This window comes from Macromonas nakdongensis (assembly GCF_002837145.1).
GTDB lineage: Bacteria > Pseudomonadota > Gammaproteobacteria > Burkholderiales > Burkholderiaceae_C > Macromonas_B > Macromonas_B nakdongensis.
This window is the reverse complement of record NZ_NWMV01000079.1, coordinates 1-20,892: the sequence shown is the minus strand read 5'-3', so window position 1 is coordinate 20,892 and position 20,892 is coordinate 1. Positions and strand designations below refer to the sequence as shown.

16 protein-coding genes and 1 tRNA gene are annotated in these 20,892 nt (G+C 66.8%); 11 read left to right on the top strand and 6 right to left on the bottom strand.

The genetic code is table 11. The features are described from left to right. On the top strand, positions 1-669 hold a 669-nt coding region (locus CON77_RS11025; RefSeq protein WP_101049193.1), incomplete at its 5' end, for an NAD-dependent epimerase/dehydratase family protein. 60 nt (positions 670-729) lie between these two features. On the opposite strand, the gene CON77_RS11020 is transcribed toward CON77_RS11025, so the two are convergent. Continuing rightward, positions 730-814: transfer RNA gene (locus tag CON77_RS11020), tRNA-Leu, on the bottom strand. A 73-nt stretch (positions 815-887) separates the two neighbouring features. Between CON77_RS11020 and cysM the strand changes: the two genes are divergently transcribed. The 7 genes from cysM (at position 888) to CON77_RS10985 (ending at position 10,567) form a co-directional block, all read left to right on the top strand. After that, complete coding sequence (gene cysM, locus CON77_RS11015; protein ID WP_101049192.1) at positions 888-1,823, top strand: cysteine synthase CysM; 936 nt, start codon at positions 888-890, stop codon at positions 1,821-1,823. A gap of 19 nt (positions 1,824-1,842) precedes the next feature. Beyond that, complete coding sequence (locus tag CON77_RS11010) at positions 1,843-2,412, top strand: NUDIX domain-containing protein (RefSeq protein WP_232788501.1); 570 nt, start codon at positions 1,843-1,845, stop codon at positions 2,410-2,412. Further along, complete coding sequence (locus CON77_RS11005; RefSeq protein ID WP_101049190.1) at positions 2,402-2,629, top strand: sulfurtransferase TusA family protein; 228 nt, start codon at positions 2,402-2,404, stop codon at positions 2,627-2,629. Before CON77_RS11010 ends, CON77_RS11005 begins: the two co-directional genes overlap by 11 nt. Before the next feature lie 251 nt (positions 2,630-2,880). Then, positions 2,881-4,317 (top strand): sensor histidine kinase, encoded by a 1,437-nt coding sequence (locus CON77_RS11000; RefSeq protein ID WP_101049189.1) that lies wholly within the window; start codon positions 2,881-2,883, stop codon positions 4,315-4,317. 25 nt (positions 4,318-4,342) lie between these two features. Then, positions 4,343-6,604, top strand: coding sequence for a response regulator (locus CON77_RS10995; RefSeq protein ID WP_101049188.1), 2,262 nt, complete (start codon positions 4,343-4,345; stop codon positions 6,602-6,604). Between the two features lie 2 nt (positions 6,605-6,606). Further along, positions 6,607-8,577 carry an ATP-binding protein gene (locus CON77_RS10990; RefSeq protein WP_157826920.1) on the top strand — a complete coding sequence of 657 codons (1,971 nt, stop codon included), beginning with the start codon at positions 6,607-6,609 and terminating at the stop codon, positions 8,575-8,577. A 16-nt stretch (positions 8,578-8,593) separates the two neighbouring features. Further along, on the top strand, positions 8,594-10,567 hold the full coding sequence (locus CON77_RS10985) for an ATP-binding protein (protein ID WP_101049186.1): 1,974 nt from the start codon (positions 8,594-8,596) through the stop codon (positions 10,565-10,567). Between the two features lie 26 nt (positions 10,568-10,593). Here CON77_RS10985 and CON77_RS10980 read toward each other — a convergent pair whose 3' ends face one another. The 3 genes from CON77_RS10980 to CON77_RS10970 all read right to left on the bottom strand — a co-directional run bounded on the left by CON77_RS10980 (position 10,594) and on the right by CON77_RS10970 (position 15,346). Then, a complete protein-coding gene (locus CON77_RS10980; RefSeq protein ID WP_101049185.1) occupies positions 10,594-13,671 on the bottom strand; it encodes a valine--tRNA ligase in 3,078 nt (1,025 codons plus the stop codon). A gap of 113 nt (positions 13,672-13,784) precedes the next feature. Next, positions 13,785-14,600: a hypothetical protein gene (locus CON77_RS10975; protein ID WP_101049184.1), complete on the bottom strand. Its 816-nt coding sequence runs from the start codon at positions 14,598-14,600 to the stop codon at positions 13,785-13,787. A 47-nt stretch (positions 14,601-14,647) separates the two neighbouring features. Continuing rightward, positions 14,648-15,346, bottom strand: coding sequence for a pseudouridine synthase (locus tag CON77_RS10970; RefSeq protein ID WP_101049183.1), 699 nt, complete (start codon positions 15,344-15,346; stop codon positions 14,648-14,650). Between the two features lie 79 nt (positions 15,347-15,425). Between CON77_RS10970 and yaaA the strand changes: the two genes are divergently transcribed. The 3 genes from yaaA to queF are packed head-to-tail and all read left to right on the top strand — an operon-like array spanning position 15,426 to position 17,992. Further along, positions 15,426-16,202, top strand: coding sequence for a peroxide stress protein YaaA (yaaA, locus tag CON77_RS10965; protein WP_101049182.1), 777 nt, complete (start codon positions 15,426-15,428; stop codon positions 16,200-16,202). Between the two features lie 25 nt (positions 16,203-16,227). Continuing rightward, complete coding sequence (locus CON77_RS10960; protein WP_101049194.1) at positions 16,228-17,124, top strand: 2OG-Fe(II) oxygenase; 897 nt, start codon at positions 16,228-16,230, stop codon at positions 17,122-17,124. A gap of 13 nt (positions 17,125-17,137) precedes the next feature. Then, complete coding sequence (gene queF / locus CON77_RS10955; protein ID WP_101049181.1) at positions 17,138-17,992, top strand: NADPH-dependent 7-cyano-7-deazaguanine reductase QueF; 855 nt, start codon at positions 17,138-17,140, stop codon at positions 17,990-17,992. 55 nt (positions 17,993-18,047) lie between these two features. Here queF and CON77_RS10950 read toward each other — a convergent pair whose 3' ends face one another. Both CON77_RS10950 and dinB read right to left on the bottom strand, forming a co-directional pair. Then, on the bottom strand, positions 18,048-19,625 hold the full coding sequence (locus tag CON77_RS10950; protein ID WP_101049180.1) for a methyl-accepting chemotaxis protein: 1,578 nt from the start codon (positions 19,623-19,625) through the stop codon (positions 18,048-18,050). A 189-nt stretch (positions 19,626-19,814) separates the two neighbouring features. After that, the coding region (dinB, locus tag CON77_RS10945; protein WP_101049179.1) for a DNA polymerase IV at positions 19,815-20,892 on the bottom strand (1,078 nt) is incomplete at its 5' end.

Here is a 20,892-nt window from a genome sequence, read left to right as displayed (position 1 = left end):
CACCTGGCGCCGCCGCCCAACGACCAGGCCGGTTGGACGCAGGACCCGCGCACCCGCGCCCTGGGGCGCGCCCTGGCACGCCGGGGCCGGCCGCTCAAGTGGGTGTACGGTTCTACCACCGGGGTGTACGGGGATTGCCAGGGTGCCTGGGTGGACGAAACCCGGCCGGTGGCGCCGAGCACGCCGCGGGCCCTGCGCCGGGTGGACGCGGAGGCCTTCGTGCGCTGGTGGGGGCGGGCTTTCGGGGTGCCGGTGGCGGTGTTGCGCATACCCGGCATTTACGCCCACGACCGCACCGGCGGTGCGCGCGAACGCCTGCTCAAAGGCACGCCCGTGCTGCGCGCCGAAGACGATGTGTACACCAACCACGTCCACGCCGACGACCTGGCGCGCGCCTGCGTGCGGGCCCTGTGGCAGGCGCCGGCCCAGCGCCTGTACCACGCCTGCGACGACACCGACCTGAAGATGGGGGACTACTTCGACCTGGCCGCCGACCTGTTCGGTCTGCCCCGGCCGGAGCGCATCGCCCGGGACGGGGCACAGCAGCGCTTGTCGCTGATGGTGTGGAGCTTCATGAACGAGTCGCGCCGCCTGCGCAACGAACGCCTCAAGCGCGAACTGGGGCTGGTGTTGCGTTACCCCACGGTGCGCGAGGGCTTGCGGGGCTGATAAAAAAAGCCAGCGTGGTGGCTGGCTTTTGGAGGCCGACGTGGTGGTCGGCCTTGTGTCTGGTGCCCAGGGTCGGACTCGAACCGACACTCCTTTCGGAACCGGATTTTGAATCCGGCGCGTCTACCAATTTCACCACCCGGGCTATGGGGCAAAACGAAATTATGGCACAGTGCGGGCATACCTTTTAAGAACCACGCAAGACAATCTTCACAAACATGGCCACACGCAAGGGCAAACCCGCCACCCCCTTCGCCTACCCCACGATCGAAGCCGCTGTGGGCAACACCCCTTTGGTGGCCCTGCAGCGCATCGGTGCCGAGGCCAACCGGGCCCGCGGCAACGTGGTCTTGGGCAAGCTCGAAGGCAACAACCCGGCCGGTTCGGTGAAGGACCGCCCGGCGCTGTCGATGATCCAGCGTGCGCAGGAGCGCGGCGACATCCGGCCCGGTGACACGCTGATCGAAGCGACCTCGGGCAACACCGGCATCGCGCTGGCCATGGCCGCCGCCATCAAGGGCTACCGCATGGTGCTGATCATGCCGGAGGACCTGAGCATCGAACGTGCCCAGACCATGAAGGCCTTTGGCGCGGAGCTGATCCTCACGCCCAAGAGCGGGGGCATGGAATACGCCCGCGACCTGGCCGACAAGATGGAGAAAGACGGCAAGGGCAAGGTGCTGGACCAGTTCGCCAACGCGGACAACCCGCGCATCCACTACGAGACCACCGGCCCCGAACTGTGGGCGCAGACCGGCGGACAGATCACCCACTTCGTCAGCGCCATGGGCACCACCGGCACCATCACCGGGGTGTCGCGCTACCTGAAGGAAAAGAACCCGGCGATCCGCATCATCGGGGCGCAGCCCAGCGAGGGCTCGCGCATCCCGGGCATCCGCAAATGGCCACAGGAGTACCTGCCCAAGATTTACGATCCGTCGGGCGTGGACGAACTGGTGTACGTGAGCCAGGCCGACGCCGAGGAGATGTGCCGCCGCCTGGCGCGCGAGGAGGGCATTTTTGCCGGCATCTCCGCCGCGGGGGCCTGTTGGGTGGCCCAGCAGATCGCGGCGCAGGTGGAGCATGCCACCATCGTGTTTGTGGTGTGCGACCGGGGCGACCGCTACCTGTCCACCGGGGTGTTCCCGGCCTGAGCCGGGTGCTGGCGCCGGTGTGAGCGACTTCCGCTTCTGCCCGCAATGCGCCACGCCCCTGGTGGCGCGCGAGGCCCTGGAGGACGGTGGGCCGAAAACCCGGCTGCGCTGCCCGGCCTGTGGCTACACCCATTGGAACAACCCCACGCCGGTGCTGGCCGCCATCGTGGAGCTGGACGGCAAGGTGTTGCTGGCCCGCAACGCCGCCTGGGCGCAGCGCATGTTTGCCCTCATTACCGGCTTCATGGAAGCGGGCGAGACGCCCGAGGAGGGCATTTGCCGCGAGGTGGCCGAGGAAACCGGTCTGGTGGTGGAGCGCCTGGCGCTGGTAGGGGTGCACGACTTCCAGCGCATGAACCAGCTCATCGTCACCTACCACGCGGTGTGCCGGGGCGAGGTGCGCCTGTCGCCCGAACTGGCCGAATACCGCCTGTTCGACCCGGCGCAGGTGCGGTGCTGGCGTGCCGGCACCGGGCTGGCCCTGGCCGACTGGCTGCGCTCGCGCGGCATCACGCCGCAGTTTCTGGATGACCTGCCGGCCCGCGACATACAATCTGCGCCACACAAGGACCTTGACCATGAACGTTGACCGAGAACTCGACGCCCGCGGGCTGAACTGCCCCTTGCCCATACTGAAGGCCAAAAAAGCGCTGGCCGATATGACCAGTGGCCAGACCTTGAAGGTGATCTCCACCGATTCCGGCTCGGTACGTGACTTCCAGGCGTTTGCCAAACAGACCGGTAACGAACTGGTGGAGCAAAACACCACCGGACCCGACTACGTGTCGGTGTTGCGTCGCCGCTGACCACCACACACACGCCGACAACACAGGGCGCAGATGTTTCGGCATCTGCGCCCTGTTTCGTTTGAGGGGTGGCACGCGCATGTGGTGCAGTGCACAAGGTGCCCCTGTTGAAGACGGAGTTAGCACTTGACTTAAATCAAATATCATCCGAAAATATCAATAATTAAAGAAAAAAAGATGTCAAACGTAATTTAAGAATCATATTTAATACTAAAGACCGCGCCATTGCGGTCTTCTGCAACACACTCCGAATGAAACTCTCTAAGGCCTACTTCGCCGCACTGGTGGTGCTGGTGTGCATGTTGCTGCTGTTTGGCTGGCTGCTGCACACCGTGTTGCGCCAGCAAGCCGCCGTGGACGTGGGCCAGGCCAACCAGACGTTCACCCGGCATTTCGTGAACGAGAACTGGGGCCGCCTCGGGGGGCTGTTGCCGCTGGGCGAGACGGCCGAGCAGATCCGGGCGAACCCGGCATTTGACCAGGTGGATGCGCTGGTGCGCCAGGCACTGCATGGCACCGACCTGGTGATGCTCAAGATTTACGACGCCCGCGGTCACATGGTCTATGGCCCTGACCCCGCCACGCTGGGGCAGAGCCGGTCCGACAATGAAGGGTTTCTGGCCGCGGTCAAGGGCCACACCCACACCCGCATGTACCACAACGACATCGCCGGTTTTGACGGCAAGGTGCGCAGCCTCGATCTGGTGTCGAGCTATGTGCCGGTCAAAGCCGATATGGGGGTGCAGGCGGTGGTGGAGGTGTACCGCGACCACACTGAGGCGGCCCAGGCGATGAAGGAGACCTGGTGGCAGGCCATGACGGTGTTTGCCGCCGCGTCGCTCGCGGCGGCCCTGGCCTTGGTGTGGCTGTTGCAGCGCTTGTTGGGGCGCGCCGAGGCGCTAGAAGCCGCCAACCACGCCCTGGAGGACGGGCAACGGCAGGCCCGCGAGGCCACCGAGCAGGCCGAATGGGACAAACGGTGGTTCCTCGGCGAGGTGGGGGCCGAACTCCAGCAGCCGTTGAAACAGCTGAAGCACCACCTGCAGCAGCTACAGGGCCAGCTGCCCGCTGGTGCCGGCAAACAGCACCTGCAAGAGGGCTGGGTCCATGCGGAACTGCTGGACCAGCGTGTGGCCGACTTCCAGGCGCTTGTGGCGCTGGAAGGGGGCGAGCTTCAAGCGCAGCAGCGTCCTTTCCACCTGGGCGGGCTGGTGCGGCAACTGGGCACCGACCTGTGCCAGCGCGCACAAGCCAAACGGCTGGAGTGCCTGGTGCACGTGGCCCCGGCGGTGGACCGCACCTACCTGGGCGATGCCGACAAGCTGGAGAAGGTGCTCTCGGTGTTGCTGGACAACGCGTTGCGCTACACCGAGTCGGGCAGCGTGCAGTTGCGCGCCCATGCGTCGGCAGCGTCCGTCTTGGTCGATGTTGTCGACACCGGCCCAGGGCTGGACGCAGCACAATTGCACGCACTCCTTCGCAGCAAAGGGCGGGAAGCCGCTTTCCAGTCGTCCACCACCCGGGGTGCGCTGGACGACCCGGCGCCCCGCATCAGCGTGGGCCTGGCCCTGGCCGAGGGTTTGACAGAGTTGATGGGCGGGCAGATGATGGCCGATTCGACCCCTGGGCGGGGATCGTGGTTCACGGTGCGCCTGCCGCTTGAACCATGGGTGGACCAGGCCAGCTAGGACAGTGTGGAACCGGGAGCACAAGATGTTGCATGACAGCTGGACAGTATTGCTGGTGGATGACGAGCAGGGGGTGCTGGACGTCACGCTGCTGGTGCTGGAGGACTTCGAGTACGAGGGCAAACGCTTGCGCATCCTGTGTGCCCGCAGCGCTGCCGAGGCGCGCATCCTCTTCGAGCAGGAGCCGGAAATTGCCATGGCCTTAATCGACGTGGTGATGGAGACCGAGCACGCCGGGCTGGACCTGATCAAGTACGTGCGCAACGAGCTGCACAACCACGACACCCGGCTCGTGTTGCGCACTGGCAACCCGGGCGCCGCCCCGCCGCTGGAAATCATGCGCCACATGGAGGTGGACGATTACCGGGAAAAAACCGAGCTGACGGCCGAGCGGCTGGAAATCACGGTGCTCACGGCGCTGCGCGCTTACCGCAGCATCAAGGCCAGTGGCTCCAAAACCCGTTTCGTGGCGAACATGTCGCACGAAATCCGCACGCCGCTCAACGCGATCATCGGCCTGTCCAACCTGGCCTTGCGCACCGACCTGACGCCTCGGCAGCGCGACTACCTGGGCAAGATCGAAAGCTCGGGCCGGCACCTGCTCGGCGTGGTGAACGACATCCTCGACTTCAGCAAGATCGAGTCGGGCAAGCTGCAGCTGGAACGCGTGGAATTCGACCTGGAGGGCTTGCTGAACAAAGTCATGACCATGGTGACGCAGCGGGCCCAGGACAAGGGGCTGGAGCTCATACTCGAGGTGGAGCAGGGCATCGAGCGCACCCTCACGGGCGATCCGCAACGGCTGTCGCAAGTGCTCATCAACTTCGTGAACAACGCCATCAAGTTCACCGATGAAGGGCAGATCCACATCCAGGTGGCCCCCCTGGAGACCTCCGACGATGGGCGGCAGTCCTTGCGCTTCAGCGTGATGGACACCGGCATTGGCCTGACGGACCAGGAAATGGCCCGGCTGTTCACTGAGTTTGAGCAGGCCGACGCCAGCACCACCCGGCAATACGGTGGCACCGGCCTGGGTTTGGCCATTGCCCGCAACCTGGCCCAGATGATGGGCGGCGATGTGGGCGTGTCGAGCCAAAAGGGTGTGGGCTCGACCTTCTGGTTCACCGCCGTGCTGGAGCCTGCCAAGGGCGCTCCCGCGCGCACCTTCCTGCCCGACGAGGCCCATTGGGGCAAACGCGTCCTGGTGGCCGACGACAACCAGGCCACGCGCAGCCTGCTGGTGCGCAAGCTGCAGCAGATGCGGTTCGAAGTGGACGCCGTGGCGGACGGCGAACAGGCCGTGGCCGCGGTGTTGCGGGCGCACACGTCGGGCAAGCCGTACCAGCTGATCTTCCTGGACTGGCGCATGCCCAAGATGGACGGTGTCCAGTGTGTGCGTGCCATCCGTGGCCTCAGGGGGATGGAGCAGCCCGTCGTCTTGTGCGTGACGGGCGCGAGCCCCGAGGAACTGGAAGCCGAATCCAAACGCGAAGACTTTGACGGCTTGCTGAGCAAACCCCTGACCACCGATCGCCTGTTCGAGGCGGTGACCGAGCAGCTGGCCAAGCCGGAGCAGTTGCAGCGGCAGGCGCTGGCGGTGTCTTCTGTGCCCTCTCCGGCAGCGGCGCCGGTGCCCGCCTGGGGCGGACGGCTGGCGGGAGCCCGCGTCTTGCTGGTGGACGACGACCGGCTGTACCGGCAAATCGGTGCGGAGCTGCTGCGTGCCGCCGGCATCAGTTGCGACGTGGCCGTCAATGGGGCCGAAGCGCTGGAAAAGCTGATGCAGTCGTCTTTTGACCTGGTGCTGATGGACATACACATGCCGGTGATGGACGGCCACACCGCGGTGCGAGCCCTGCGCACCAACCCGGTGACCGGTGGCCTGCCGGTGCTGGCCATGACAGCGGGTACCCTGGTGGACGGCGATACCTCGTGGGCGAGCAGCGGTTTCACCGACCTGCTGACCAAGCCCATCGTGCCGGAAAAACTGTTCGCCAAGCTGGAGCAGTGGTTGCCGCAGCACACCCACGCCCAGTCGGCCCAGGACGAGCCCAACGGCCCTGCGGTGGCGGGCGACGCTGAAGGTGACAACGATGCGTTGCCTGTCATTTTGCAGCGCCTGCACGACTTGCTGGAGGCCGGCGACACCGAGGCGGCCGAATGGTTGGGCAACCACGCGGAGGCTTTGCGCCAGCGCCTGGGCGCGCGCTACGTGGTGTTGCGCCACGCGATCGACGACTTCGAGTTTGAAAAGGCCCAGGCGGTCGTCAAACAGGCCCTGGTGTGAACATGTGGCGTACCTCGGGGGGCTGGCGTGAAACGCTGGGTGTCACGCCGGTGTTCGCGCTGTTCATCTTGGCGCTCATTGGCCTGCCCATCATGCTGGTGTACACGGTGCGGGCGCAGATGCAGATGGAGTCGCTGGCCAACGCCCGCGCCATCAGCGAAATCATGTTGCAGGTGCGGCGTTACTACAACCTCAACGTCGTCAACCGCATTGCGCAGGCACCAGGCGAGGTGGTGGTGACCGAGAACTACCACGACGTGAAGGGCGCGATCCCGATACCGGCGACCATGTCGATCGAGATTGCGCAAACCCTGACCGAGAAAATTCCCAACAGCCCGTTCGATTTCAGTTTCACCTCGGACCACCCATTCAAGGGCCGCAACCGGCCGGCGCTGGACGGCTTCCAGAAAGAGGCGCTGGCTGCTTTCCGGCGCGACCCCCAGCGCGAAGAATACTGGCGCGAAGACCGGAGTGCGGCGGGCGGCGAAATGCTGCGGCTGGCTCTGCCGGTGAAAATGCAACCGGTGTGCGTGGCCTGCCACAACAGCCACCCAGAATCGACCTACCGCTTGTGGCAGGTGGGTGATGTGCGCGGGATCCAGGACGTTGCCGTGCGCCACCAGGTGTCGGAGGGCCGCCTGGAAAACCTGGCCTGGCTGGGGGCCTACCTGCTGTTTTTCATGGGCACGCTGCTCGCCGCCTTGCATGAATACCGCCGAGGCAACGCGACGCTGCGCAGGCTCAACGAGGAGCAGGCCCGCAACCGCCAGCAGCTGGAGCTGCAGGGGCAGCAGTTGCGAGGGCAGGTGAACGACCTGCTGGTCAAGACCACCGTGCTGGACAAGGCGCCCTTCGGCGTGCTGATTGCCGACCCCCATCAACCCGACCTGCCGGTGGTGTACGCCAACGAGGCGTTCAGCGCCATCACGGGTTATGGGGCGCACGAGGTGATAGGCCGCAATTGCCGTTTCCTGCAAGGCCCGCAAACCGATCCGCAGTCGCTGGCCGTCATTCGGCGTGCCTTGAGCCAGAAAATCACCGCGGACGTGGAGCTGGCCAACTACCGGCGGGACGGGCGGCGCTTTTGCAACCGCTTGATGCTGTTCCCGTGCTTCAACCGCGACAACGAGCTGATCAGCTGGGTGGGCTGCCTTTACGACGTGACCGATTTCAAGCTGGCCACCGATGAGAAGAACCGCCTGGCCGCTGAATTGCAGGAGTCTTTGAAGCTCGAGTCGTTGGGCCTGACGATTGCGGGCATTGCGCACGACCTCAATACCCCGATCGGCATTGCCCTGACGGCCAGCTCGCACCTGGGCAAGACCATCCAGCAAATGCAGCGGCAGGCGGCGCAGGGGGCTGCGCCGGCCGAGACGGTGGCTCGCTGGACTTCTTCGCTGGAGCGGGCCAGCCAGTTGGTGCAGAGCAACCTGGGCAAGGCGGCCGACCTGGTGCGCAGCTTCAAGCAGACCACCGCCGACGCGACCCGGGTGGAATGGCGTCGGCTGCCGCTGAAGGGGTTTCTGGAGTCTTTGCTGGTGTCGGTCTCGCCGCTCATGCGGCGAGCGCAGTGCGAGGTGACGCTGGCCTGCCAGGAGTCGCTGGTGCTGTACACAGAGCCCGGTTCGCTCAGTCAGGTGATCACCAACCTGGTGGTGAACGCGTCGGTGCACGCGTTTGAGGGGCGTGTGGACCGCCGCATCGACATTTCGGTGGTGACCCGCGGGGACCGGGTGGTGATTGAAGTGGCCGACAACGGCAACGGTATGGCGCAAGAGGCGGTGGCCAAGGCGTTCACCCCGTTTTTCACCACCCGCCGCAGCACGGGCGGATCGGGTCTGGGGCTGTTTTCGGCTCGCCGGGTGGTGGAAAACACGCTGGGCGGCAAGCTGACCTTCCGCACCGAGCAGGGGCAGGGCACCGTGTTCACCATCGATTTGCCTGCAGCCGCTGCGGGTCCAGCGGCGCAGTGAAGTTGAGAGTCATCCCATGAACACCATGATCGAGAAACGCTGGAAGCGACTGGGCCTTTCACCTGCTTTGCTGGTGTTCATCGTCGCCTTGGCCGGTCTGCCGTTCGCCATCTACTGGGTGGTGTACGGGCACGCCCAAAACGAAGCGCTGCGCAATGCCCAGCAGTTCAGCCGCGTGATTTCCACCTTCCGCTCGTACTACGCCACCAACGTGGCGGGCCGCATTCTGGGCAGCGGGGGGGCAGCAATCGTGCTGACGGAAAACTACCACCAGCTGCAGGGGGGGGTGCCTATCCCGGCCACCCTGTCGATCGAGCTGGGTGATCTGCTCCAGAAAAACCAACTGGATGACGGCTTTTCGGCCGCTTTCGTGTCGGATGCACCGTTCAAGCACCGCGACCGCGGTCCGCTGGATGACTTTCAGCAAGACGCGCTGGACCACTTCCGCCAACGGCCCGACGACCGCGAGCTGTGGCGGGTAGAAAAATCCCCCTGGGGCGGTGACCAGGTGCGCCTGGCCATTCCCGTGAGGATGGAGGCGACCTGCGTCGGATGTCACAACGGACACCCTCAGTCGCCACGCAACGACTGGAAGGTGGGTGACGTGCGCGGGTTGCAGGACGTGACGGTGGCCTTGTCGTTGACCGAGCAGGCCGACGACACGTGGCTATTCGGCCTGTACTTGCTGTTTTTTGTCGGCTCTGCGGGCGCCGCCTTGCGCGAACACAAAAAGGCCAATGCGCAGCTGGCTCAGTCGAACGATGAGCTCTCAATGTCGCAAAGCTACCTGGAAGACAGCGAGTACCGCCTGAAACTCAAGGTCGATGAGCTCAGCACGCTGACCACGGTGATGCAGAAAGCGCCGTTTGGCATCACCTTTGCCGACCCGGCGCAGCCCGACATGCCCCTGGTGTACGTGAACGACGCGTTTCTGGAGCAGACCGGCTACACCGCGGATGAGGTGCTGGGCCGCAACTGCCGGTTTTTGCAGGGGCCAGACACCCGACCGGAGGCCGTGCAGAGAGTGCGTGAGGCCATTCAAAACGAGGAAACGGCCGAAATCGAGATCTTGAACTACCGCAAAAACGGTGAGCCGTTCTGGAACCGCTTCCTGGTGTTCCCGAGTTACGACAGCGATGGCCGGCTGCTGCACTATGTCGGGTGCCAGACCGACATCACCGACCTCAAGCGGGCGGAACAGGAACGCGAGGCCATGGTGGGCGAGCTGCAGGAGTCCATGAAGCTGGAGTCGATGGGTTTGACGATTGCCGGCATTGCCCATGACCTGAACACCCCCATCGGGGTGGCGGTGACGGCCGCTTCGCATGTGGAGCAGCAGGTGCGCAAGCTGACGGCCATGACGGCGGCACCGGAGCTGGACCGCGGCCAGCTGGACAAGGTGTCTCAGACGCTGGCGAAGTCTGCCGCGCTCATAGGCAACAATCTGAACAAAGCCGCCACGCTGGTGCGGAGTTTCAAGCAGACCACCGCGGACGCTTCGCGCAACGAATGGCGCATGCTGCAGATACGCCCGTTCATGGACAGCGTGCTGCAGGCCTTGTCGCCCCTGGTACAGCGAGCCAAGTGCACTGTCGAGCTGCACTGCCCCGATCGCCTGGAGGTGTACACCGAGCCCGGTTCACTGATGCAGGTGATCACCAACCTGGTGCTCAACGCCACGCTGCACGCTTTCGAGGGCGTGGAAGACCGCCGGATCACCTTGACAGTGGAGGCCGACGAGCAAACCATGACGCTGGAAGTGAGGGACAACGGTCGGGGCATGTCGGAAGACGCGCTGGCCAAGGCCTTCACCCCTTTCTTCACCACGCGCCGTCAAGCGGGGGGGTCCGGGCTGGGCCTGTTTTCTTCCCGGCGCGCGGTGGAGTTGGTGCTTGGTGGGCGCATCCAGGTGATGAGCGTGGTGGGCGAAGGGACGTCGTTCGTGATTCGCCTGCCGCGCCAGCACACCCCAACCCACCGCCCGGCCTGAGGGCGGCCACCGGGGCCGCTGGCGCCTCAGCCCAGGCGCTGCAGCTGTTCCTGCAGCTTGGCCAGCGTGGCGCTGAAGTCGGCCAGGCGCTTCTTTTCCTGGTCGATCACCGCCGGCGGGGCTTTCGCCACGAAGGCTTCATTGCCAAGCTTGCCATTGGCCTTGGCGATTTCGCCCTGCAGGCGCGCCACTTCCTTGGACAGACGGGCCTTTTCAGCCGCCACGTCGATTTCCATGAACAGGCACAGGCGCGCCACGTCGGCACCGATGCCCACGACTGCCACCGGCGCGGCCTGGGCAGCAGCGGCCCAGCTGGCCTCGTCGGCAAACACCTTCACTTCGCTCAGCTTGGCCAGTGCCTGCAGCACCGGGGCCACGCCGTTCAGGAAGGCGGCGCCCTCGGCGCTGCCGGCCACCGCGTACAGCGGCAGGCGCTGTGCCGGTGACACGTTCATTTCACCGCGCAGGTTGCGGCAGGCGTCCACCATGGTCTTGAGCTGGGCCACGTGGGCTTCGGCGGCGGTGTCGATGCGTTCGGGCTGGCTCACGGGGTAGGCGGCCACGCTGACCGAATCACCGGCGCGGCCGGCCACCGGAGCCACCTTCTGCCACAGCTCTTCGGTGATGAAGGGGATGATGGGGTGGGCCAGCCGCAGGATGGTTTCGAGCGTGCGAATCAGGGTGCGGCGGGTGCCGCGTTGCTGCTCGGCGTTGCCGGTCTGGATCTGCACCTTGGCGATTTCCAGGTACCAGTCGCAGAACTCGTTCCAGACGAATTCGTAAATGGTGTTGGCCACGTTGTCGAGTCGGTACTCGGCAAAGCCTTTGGCCACCTCGGCTTCCACCCGCTGCAGGCGCGAGACGATCCAGCGGTCGGGTTGGCTGAAGTGCAGGTAGCCGCCACCGGGCACGCACTGGTCGGCGGTGTGGTCGCCCAGGCCGCAGTCGTGGCCTTCGCAGTTCATCAGCACGAAGCGGGTGGCGTTCCACAGCTTGTTGCAGAAGTTGCGGTAGCCCTCGCAGCGTTTGCTGTCGAAGTTGATGCTGCGGCCCAGGCTGGCCAGCGCGGCGAAGGTGAAGCGCAGCGCGTCGGCGCCGTAGGCGGGGATGCCGTCGGGGAATTCCTTTTCGGTTTGTTTGCGCACCTTGGGCGCGGTTTCGGGCTTGCGCAGGCCGGTGGTGCGTTTGTCCAGCAGTTCGGGCAGAGCAATGCCGTCGATCAGGTCCACGGGGTCGAGCACGTTGCCTTCGGACTTGCTCATCTTCTGGCCCTGGGCGTCGCGCACCAGGCCGTGGATGTAGACGTGCTTGAAGGGCACCTGGCCGGTGAAGTGGGTCGTCATCATGATCATCCGGGCGACCCAGAAGAAGATGATGTCGTAGCCGGTGACCAGCACGCTGCTGGGCAGGTAGAGGTCGTAGTCTTGAAGGCCATGGGCGTTGGCAGGCACGCCGCTGTCAGCACCGGACGCGCCCGGGCTCATCCATCCTGCGGCCGGGAAATCGCCCGGTTCGCGCCCGGCGCCGCCAGCGGCTTCCTGGTGGGCGACCGCTTCGGGCCAGCCCAGGGTGCTGAAGGGCACCAGGGCGCTGGAGTACCAGGTGTCGAGCACGTCGTCGTCGCGCTTGAGGCCGCCGGCCAGCAGGGCTGCCCGTTGCGTTTCGCTCAGGTTCGTGGCGTAGGCGCTGAGCTGGGCTTGGGCCTCCTCGGCGTTGCGGGCGACGTAGACGTTGCCTTCCACGTCGTACCAGGCCGGGATCTGGTGGCCCCACCACAGCTGGCGGCTGATGCACCAGTCCTGGATGTTGTTCATCCATTGGTTGTAGGTGTTGACCCAGTTTTCGGGCACGAAGGTGACCTGGCCGCTTTGCACGGCGTCGATGGCTTTTTGCGCGATGCTCTTGCCGCTCGGGTCCTGCTCGCTGACCTTGCTCATGGCGACGAACCACTGGTCGGTCAGCATGGGCTCGACCACCTGGCCGGTGCGGGCGCAGCGCGGCACCATGAGCTTGTGCTTCTTCACTTCCACCAGCAGGCCGGCGGCTTCCAGGTCTGCCACGATTTGCTTGCGGGCCACGAAGCGGTCCAGGCCGCGGTACTTCGCGGGGCCGTGGTCGTTGATCTTGGCGTCCAACGTGAGCACGCCGATCAGGGGCAGCTGGTGGCGTTGGCCCACGGCGTAGTCGTTGGCGTCGTGCGCGGGGGTGACCTTCACCACGCCGGTGCCGAATTCGCGGTCCACGTAGTCGTCGGCGATCACCGGAATCTCACGGTCGCACAGCGGCAGCTTCACGTACTGGCCGATCAGGTGGGCGTAGCGTTCGTCTTCGGGGTGCACCATCACGGCCACGTCGCCGAGCAGGGTTTCGGGGCGGGTGGTGGCCACCACCAGCTGGCCTTCGCCGCTGGCCAGCGGGTAGGCGATGTGCCACAGGCTGCCGTCCTCTTCTTCGCTTTCCACTTCCAGGTCGCTCACCGCGCTCATCAGCACCGGGTCCCAGTTGACCAGGCGCTTGCCGCGGTAGATCAGGCCCTGCTGGTAGAGCTTGACGAAGGTCTCGGTCACCACCTTGGAGAGCTTGTCGTCCATGGTGAAGTACTCGCGCGTCCAGTCCACGCTGTCGCCCATGCGGCGCATCTGGGTGGTGATGGTGTTGCCGGACTGCTCCTTCCATTCCCAGACCTTGGCGACGAAGTTCTTGCGCGCTTCTTCGGGCGTCGGGCCCATGTCGTGGCGGCTGATGCCTTGGCCTTGCAATTGGCGCTCCACCACGATCTGGGTGGCGATGCCGGCGTGGTCGGTGCCCGGAATCCACGCGGTGTTGAACCCGGCCATGCGGTGGTAGCGGGTCAGGCTGTCCATGATGGTCTGGTTGAAGGCGTGGCCCATGTGCAGCGTGCCGGTGACGTTGGGCGGTGGCAGCTGGATGGCGAAGTTGCGGCCGGCGGCAGCGGCTTCGGCGCTGGGCTGGGCGGTGCCGCGGAAGCCGGCGTGGCCGTAGCCGCGGCGCTCCCACTCGGGGCCCCACTGGGCTTCCAGCGCGGCGGGCTCGAAGGATTTGGACAGGGCTTGGAGGCCGGGTTGGCTGGGGGCTTCGGACATGGTGCTGGAACGAAAGAAATCTGGGGAGGTGGCGGGGTGCGCACCGAGGTGCGGCAGCGGGGCCGCGGAACCCTGGGATTTTAGGGTTTGCGCGCGGTCCCGCTGCGCGGGGTTCAGGCCGCGCCGCTGCCTTTGGTGGCCACGTTGACGAGTTTGACCAGCACACCGCCGCCGGGCACCAGGGCGTTGGCCACTTCGGCCCCGACGTCGAACAGGTTTTCGCGGGTCATCATGCCGCGCGCGGTGCTGGCCAGCATGTTGCCTTCCCGGTTCACGCCACCGGTCAGGGCGTCGATCTCCACCACCCCCTTTTTGTCGCGCCAGGCGTACTCAAAGGCATAGACCGGGCGGTAGTACAGCAGCAGTTCGTGGATCACCAGCTCGTCGTGAAGGATGTGGGTGGCCGCCACCGGCTCCATCAGGCGGACCTTGATGTCCTGGGCCACCACCGCGGCCGTCACCTCGGGGTCGATCGTCACCAGGTCGTTCGTGTGCTCGACGGACCTGGCGCTGTATTTGGCCACGTACTCGGCGGGCGATTTGCCGCCGCTGTTTTTGTGCATGCCGTTGATGAACTCGGACAGCTCCACCCGTTTGTCGCAGTGCTCGGTGGCCTCCAGGGTCAGGGTGCGGCTCGCGGGGATGTCGAAGGTCTGGCCGAGGAGGGTGGTGTGGAGCGCGTGGGCGTTGCTGGCTTTGACGGTGTAGGTGCACTTGACTTCAAAGGCCACGTGGCGGCTGGCCTTGATGTGCCACAGCGGTTCATAGCGCTTTTCGGAGGACACCAGGGCGATGTCCGCGTCTTTGGGGCGGTCCCAGAGTTTGGCTTTGGCGGCCCAGCCGAAGGCGCCGCTTTTTTCCAGATCGGCTTGCGCGCGCGCGGCGGACTCGTTGTACACGTCGCCGAAGACCATGAGTTGCTGTTTCATGCGTGAAAGGTTCCCTGGGTGAGGTGTGGTGGGGGCAGGCGCAAACCTTAACCGATGCGGCCGGGCCAGGCTTGCCATTCGGGTCCGGGCGCGGCGGCCAGGGACAGGTGTTCGCCCGTGTGCGGGTGTTGAAGCTCCAGCTGGGCGGCGTGCAGCCACAGCCGCTGCCTGCCCAGCAGGTCGGCCAGGGCGCGGTTCAGCGGCCCCTTGCCGTGGGTGGCGTCGCCGATGATGGGGTGGGCGATGTGCTTGAGGTGCCGCCGCAACTGGTGTCGGCGGCCGGTCAGGGGCCGGAGCTCCACCAGGGCGCAGCGGGTGGTGGCGAAGCCACCCTGGGGCAGGGGCAGTTCGTGGCGCGCCAGCGTGCGGTAATGGGTCAGGGCTTCTTGCACTGCCTCGCGCTCAGTGCGCATGTCGTCGGGCATGCGTTTGAGCGGGTGGTCGATCGTGCCGGCACCGGCCGGCCAGCCGCGCACCATGGCCTGGTAGGTTTTGCGCAGGCCTGCGCCGCTGTCGAAGGCCTGGCCCAGGCGGCGCGCGGTGTCGGCGTCGAGCGCGAACAGCAGCACGCCGCTGGTGCCTTTGTCGAGCCGGTGCACCGGCCACACCGGCCGGCCCAGCTGGTCGCGCAGCAGCTGCAAGGCAAAGCGGGTTTCGCCCGCGTCCAGCCCGGTGCGGTGCACCAGCAGGCCGGGCGGTTTGTCCACCGCGGCCAGGTGGTCGTCCAAATGCAAAACGGTCAGCATGGAGGCGATTGTCCCGCCTGCCGGGCGCCCGCGCCGACTTGTTCATAATCCCGGTTTACTTCGCGACCCGCCGTTTGCCATGCTGTTCCTGCTGTCTCCCGCCAAGGCCCTGGATTACGAGACCCCCGCGGTCACCGCCAGCCACACCCAGCCGCTGTTCGTGCCGCAGGCGGCCGAGCTGATCGGGGTGCTGCGCCAGCAGTCGCCGCAGCAGATCGCCGCGCTGATGGACCTGAGCGACCCGCTGGCTGGCCTGAACGTGGCCCGCTACCAGGCCTGGGTGCCCGAATTCACCCCGCAGAACGCCAAGCCCGCGGTGCTGGCCTTCAACGGCGACGTCTACGAAGGCCTGGACGCCAAGACCCTGGACGAAGCCCAGCTGCAGTGGTTGCAGGCGCACCTGTGCATCCTCAGCGGCCTGTACGGTGTGTTGCGCCCGCTCGACCTGATGCAGCCTTACCGCCTGGAAATGGGCACGCGACTGGCCACGGCCAAGGGCAAGAACCTGTACCAGTTCTGGGGCACGCAGATCGCCGATTACCTGAACCAGCGCGCCGCGGCCGAACTGGCGCCGGTGGTGGTCAACCTGGCCAGCGAGGAATACTTCAAGTCGGTGGACAAGCAGGCGCTGAAACCGCGCGTGGTGAGTTGCGTGTTCGAGGAGTTCAAGGCCGGGAAGTACAAGGTCATCAGCTTCATGGCCAAGCGCGCGCGGGGCCTGATGGTGCGTTACGCGGTGCAGCACCGGATCGCCACGGTGGAGCGGCTGCAGGACTTCGACCTGGAAGGCTACGCCTACGTGCCCGTCGCCTCCGAACCCGACCGGCTGGTGTTCCGCCGCGACGCCAAGGCCTGATCCACCCCCTGTGGAGGTGCCCGACATGACGCAGACCGTGACCCCCGCATTGCGCGACTGGATCGTGGCCCAGGCCACGGCCGGCTTCGCCCCGGACGCCGTGCTCCAGGCCATGCTGGACGCCGGTTGGTCCGAGGCGGTGGCCCTGGACGCGCTGGAACACACCTTGAGCGAGCACTTGGCCGAGCGCGCGCCAACCCAGGCTTTGCCGCAGGCACCGCGCCAGGTGACCGAGGCCGCGCCGGGGCGTGCCGAGGCATTCGCGCCACCCCTGCCCCAGCCCGATTTGCGCGGCGCGCCGCGCCTGCTCGACGCCGGCGACCGCACGGTGGAGGTGCTGGTGAGCCTGCGCCGCCCGCAGCTGGTGTTGTTCGGCAACCTGCTGGCGCCCGAGGAATGCGAGGCCCTGGTGGCCGCGGCCCGCCCGCGCATGAGCCGTTCGCTCACGGTCGAAACCCAGACCGGCGGCGAGGCCCTGAACGCCGACCGCACCAGCCAGGGCATGTTCTTCCGCCGCGGTGAGAGCGAGCTGATCGCCCGCATTGAAGCGCGCATCGCCCGCCTGCTGCACTGGCCGGTGGAGCACGGCGAAGGTCTGCAGGTGCTGCAGTACCGCCCCGGTGCCGAATACAAGCCGCACTACGACTATTTCGACCCCAAGGAGCCGGGCACGCCCAAGATCACCCAGCGCGGTGGCCAGCGCGTCGGCACCCTGGTGATGTACCTGAACGAGCCGGTGCGCGGTGGCGGCACCACCTTCCCCGACGTGGGGCTGGAGGTGGCGCCGCAGCGCGGTAACGCCGTGTTTTTTGCCTACGACCGGCCCCATCCCGCCACCCAGACGCTGCACGGCGGCGCGCCCGTGCTCGAAGGCGAAAAATGGGTGGCCACCAAATGGCTGCGCGAACGCGAATTCGTCTGACCCAGGCCCCACCATGACCACCGCTTCCCGTCCCGAAGAGTCCCCACTGGGCCAGGCCTCGGCCTATGCCGACCGCTACGACCCGGGTCTGCTGTTCCCGCTGCCGCGCGCGCCCAAGCGCGCCGAGATCGGCATCGCCGGCACGCCGCCTTTCCTGGGCGCCGACCTATGGACCGCGTTCGAGCTGAGCTGGCTCAACCCGCGCGGCAAGCCGCAGGTGGCCCTCGCCCACATCACCGTGCCTTGCGAGACGCCCAACATCGTCGAGAGCAAGTCCTTCAAGCTTTACCTGAACAGCTACAACCAGAGCGTGTTCGACGATGCCGAAGCGGTGCAGGCCCGGCTGCGCGCCGACCTGGCCGAGGCGGTGTGGCGTGGCGCGGGCCGCCAGGGCAGCGTGGGTGTGCGCGTGCTGACCCCGGCCCAGTGGACGCAGGAGCGGCTGGCCCCGCTGGACGGCCTGAGCCTGGACCGCCTGGACGTGGAGTGCACCCACTACACCCCCGCGCCCGAACTGCTGCGCGCCGACGCCAGCCAGCCTGCGGTGGAGGAAGCGCTGGTGAGCGACCTGCTGAAAAGCAACTGCCTGGTGACCGGCCAGCCCGACTGGGGCAGCGTGCGCATCGCCTACACCGGTGCGCCCATCGACCAGGCCGGCCTGCTGCGCTACCTGGTGAGCTTTCGCAACCACCACGAATTCCACGAGCAGTGCGTCGAGCGCATCTTCATGGACGTGTGGACGCGCTGCCGGCCGACCCGCCTGAGCGTGACCGCGCGCTACACCCGCCGCGGCGGGCTGGACATCAACCCCTGGCGCACCAGCCACCCGCAGCAGCCGCCCGAAAACGTGCGTACCGCGCGCCAGTGAGCACGGGCGGGTGACGGCTGTCCCCGCGGCTTGAGGCCGGTTGTCGGGGCGCCCTTCAGGGCAGGCGGAACACCTCCACCGCGCGCTGCAGGCTGACGGTGCCCACGCTCAGGTTCTCGGCCGCGGCGGTGGACTGTTCCACCAGTGCAGCGTTCTGCTGGGTGACGGCATCGAGCTGCGTCACCGCTTCGTTCACCTGCGAAATGCCTTGCGACTGTTCCTGCGTCGCGCTGGTGATCTGCAGCACCAGGTCCGACACGCGCTGCACCTCCTGCGCGACGCTGTCGATGGTCTGCGAGGCGGTGTGCATCTGCTGCGCGCCCTGGCCCACCTGCTGCACCGAGGCCCCGATCAGGTCGCGGATCTCCTTGGCCGCGGTGGCGCTGCGCTGGGCCAGCGCCCGCACCTCCGATGCCACCACCGCAAAGCCCCGGCCCTGTTCGCCGGCGCGGGCCGCCTCCACCGCCGCGTTCAACGCCAGGATGTTGGTCTGGAAGGCGATGCTTTCGATCACGCCGATGATCTCGCTCATCTTGCGCGAGGACTGCTCGATGTGCGCCATCGACTCGCCCACCGCGCGGATGACGCGCTGGCCTTCGGCCGCGGTGCGGCTGCTGTGCTGGGTCTGCTGGGCCACCTCGTTGGCGGTGTCGGCGGTCTGGCGCACGGTGCTCGACAGCTCTTCCATCGACGCGGCGGTTTCCTCCAGGCTGCTGGCCTGCGATTCGGTGCGGGCCGACAGGTCCAGGCTGCCCGCGGCGATTTCCTGCGCCGACTGGCTGAAGCCCGCGATTTCGGTGCGCACGTCGCCGATGACGGCGCGCAGGTTGACCTGCACCTGCACCAGCTTGCGGATGAGCGAGCCCATGGGTTCGGGGTACTGGCCGCGGACCTGGGTGGTCAGGTTGCAGCTGGCCAGGTCGGCGGCGAACTGGTCGGCCTCGGCCACGCCGGCGGTAAATTTGCCCTGGAACCAGGCCATGATGCCGCCGATGCCCAGCAGCATCACCCCCAGCTGCAGGCCCAGGCCGGTGAGGTCGCCGATCAGGTCGGGTCGGACGTAGCGCAGCACCGCCGGGGCCATGCCGAGCAAGGTCACGGCGCCCAGGGTCAGCGCCAGGCGTTGGCTGAAGGTGGCGTGGCGGTGCGCCTCCAGCCAGCCGCGCCAGCCCAGCAGGCGCACGTGGCCGCCTTTGAGGGTGAGCGTGGGGCGGCCGCTGTCGCGCTCGCGCGCGATCTGAGCGTACAGCGTTTCGGCCGCCTGGATCTGGTCGCGGGTGGGCTTGACCCGCACCGACAGGTAGCCCACCGGTTTCTGGCCCTGCAGGATGGGCGTGACATTGGCCACCACCCAGTAGTGGTCGCCGTTCTTGCGGCGGTTCTTCACCAGCCCGGTCCAGGGTTTGCCGCGCCCCACGGTGGCCCACAGGTCCTTGAAGCCTTCGGGCGGCATGTCCGGGTGGCGGATCATGTTGTGGTTTTGCCCGATCAGCTCGTCGTGGCTGTAGCCGCTGACCGACACGAACGCCGAGTTGCAGTGGGTGATGTAGCCCTTGGTGTCGGTGGTGGACACCAGCATTTCCTGACCGGGGTAGTCGTACTCGATCTGGGTGACGGGCAGGTTCAGCTTCATCGGGGGCACCTTGCGGGGAACGGGGCGGCGGGGTGTGGGGGCATTCTTGCAGAGCCGGCCCTGGGGGTCAAAGCCGGGCCGGCGTCGGCCGGGGCATTGTGACCGAAAACCCCCTGGGTGGCGACCATATCTGCTGCTTGTGCGGCTTTGATCTGCCGGATTTGATGTAGATCAAGCGAGGGCGCTGGGTCAAAACAGGCGGCCCTGCCCGTCGTCGGGTGCGTCCGCCGGTGGCGCGGTTGGCGCGGCGGCTTCGGCCAGCTCGTCCCGGCGCTGCAGACCGTCGACCCGCACCCCAAGCAGCCGCAACGGCCGCTCCAGCGGGGCGCGCTTGAGGGCCTGGCGCGCCGCCCACAGGATGGCCTCTGCCTGGTCCACCGGCGCCGGCAGCCGGTGGTGGCGGGTGATGACGCGGAAATCGTCGAAGCGCAGCTTGACCGCCACGCTGCGGCCGCGGTAGCCCTTGCGCTGCAGGTCGGCCGCGACCTGTTCGCTCAGCCGGGTGAACTGGGCGCTGAGGTCGGCGCGGTCGCGCACCGGGTGCAGGTTGCGCTCGAAGGTGGTTTCGCGGCTCAGGCTCACCGGCTCGCTGTGGGTGTGCAGCGGCCGGTCGTCGCGGCCCCAGGCGGCGTGGTGCAGCCAGTGGCCCAGGCTCTGGCCGAAATGTTCGAGCAGCGCGTCCAGCGGCTGCGCCGCCAGTTCGCCGATGGTGTGCACGCCCAGGGCCTGCAATTTCTCGTCGGTTTTGGGGCCGATGCCGTTGATTTTCCGGCACGGCAGCGGCCAGATCCGGGGCTCCAGGTCCGTCGGCTGGACGATGGAGATGCCGTTGGGCTTGTTGAACTCGCTGGCCATTTTGGCCAGCAGCTTGTTCGGCGCCACGCCGATCGAGCAGGTCAGGCCAGTGGCGTCGAAAATGCCTTTCTGGATCAGCCGCGCCAGCACCCGGCCGCCCTCGCGCTGGCCGCCGGGCACGTCGGTGAAGTCGATGTAGACCTCGTCGATGCCGCGGTCCTCCATCACCGGTGCGATCTCGGTGATGACGGCTTTGAACGCGCGCGAACAGCGGCGGTAGGCGTCGAAGTTCACCGGCAGCAGGATGGCGTCGGGGCAGCGCTGGGCGGCCTTCATCAGCCCCATGGCCGAGCCCACGCCGTACTGCCGCGCGGCGTAGGTGGCGGTGGTGACGACGCCGCGGCCGGCGTAGTCGCGCAGGCGGGGGAAGGCCGCCACGGGCAGCTCGGCCGGGGCCAGACCCGGGTAGGCG

Excerpts from the sequence above, each read along its gene's own strand:
- CON77_RS10975 (WP_101049184.1), bottom strand. The coding sequence starts at position 14,600 with ATGAAACAGCAACTCATGGTCTTCGGCGACGTGTACAACGAGTCCGCC.
- CON77_RS10970 (WP_101049183.1), bottom strand. The coding sequence starts at position 15,346 with ATGCTGACCGTTTTGCATTTGGACGACCACCTGGCCGCGGTGGACAAA.
- cysM (WP_101049192.1), top strand. The coding sequence starts at position 888 with ATGGCCACACGCAAGGGCAAACCCGCCACCCCCTTCGCCTACCCCACG.
- CON77_RS10995 (WP_101049188.1), top strand. The coding sequence starts at position 4,343 with ATGTTGCATGACAGCTGGACAGTATTGCTGGTGGATGACGAGCAGGGG.
- CON77_RS10985 (WP_101049186.1), top strand. The coding sequence starts at position 8,594 with ATGAACACCATGATCGAGAAACGCTGGAAGCGACTGGGCCTTTCACCT.
- CON77_RS11000 (WP_101049189.1), top strand. The coding sequence starts at position 2,881 with ATGAAACTCTCTAAGGCCTACTTCGCCGCACTGGTGGTGCTGGTGTGC.
- CON77_RS10950 (WP_101049180.1), bottom strand. The coding sequence starts at position 19,625 with ATGAAGCTGAACCTGCCCGTCACCCAGATCGAGTACGACTACCCCGGT.
- CON77_RS10960 (WP_101049194.1), top strand. The coding sequence starts at position 16,228 with ATGACGCAGACCGTGACCCCCGCATTGCGCGACTGGATCGTGGCCCAG.
- CON77_RS10990 (WP_157826920.1), top strand. The coding sequence starts at position 6,607 with ATGTGGCGTACCTCGGGGGGCTGGCGTGAAACGCTGGGTGTCACGCCG.
- CON77_RS10980 (WP_101049185.1), bottom strand. The coding sequence starts at position 13,671 with ATGTCCGAAGCCCCCAGCCAACCCGGCCTCCAAGCCCTGTCCAAATCC.
- queF (WP_101049181.1), top strand. The coding sequence starts at position 17,138 with ATGACCACCGCTTCCCGTCCCGAAGAGTCCCCACTGGGCCAGGCCTCG.
- yaaA (WP_101049182.1), top strand. The coding sequence starts at position 15,426 with ATGCTGTTCCTGCTGTCTCCCGCCAAGGCCCTGGATTACGAGACCCCC.
- CON77_RS11005 (WP_101049190.1), top strand. The coding sequence starts at position 2,402 with ATGAACGTTGACCGAGAACTCGACGCCCGCGGGCTGAACTGCCCCTTG.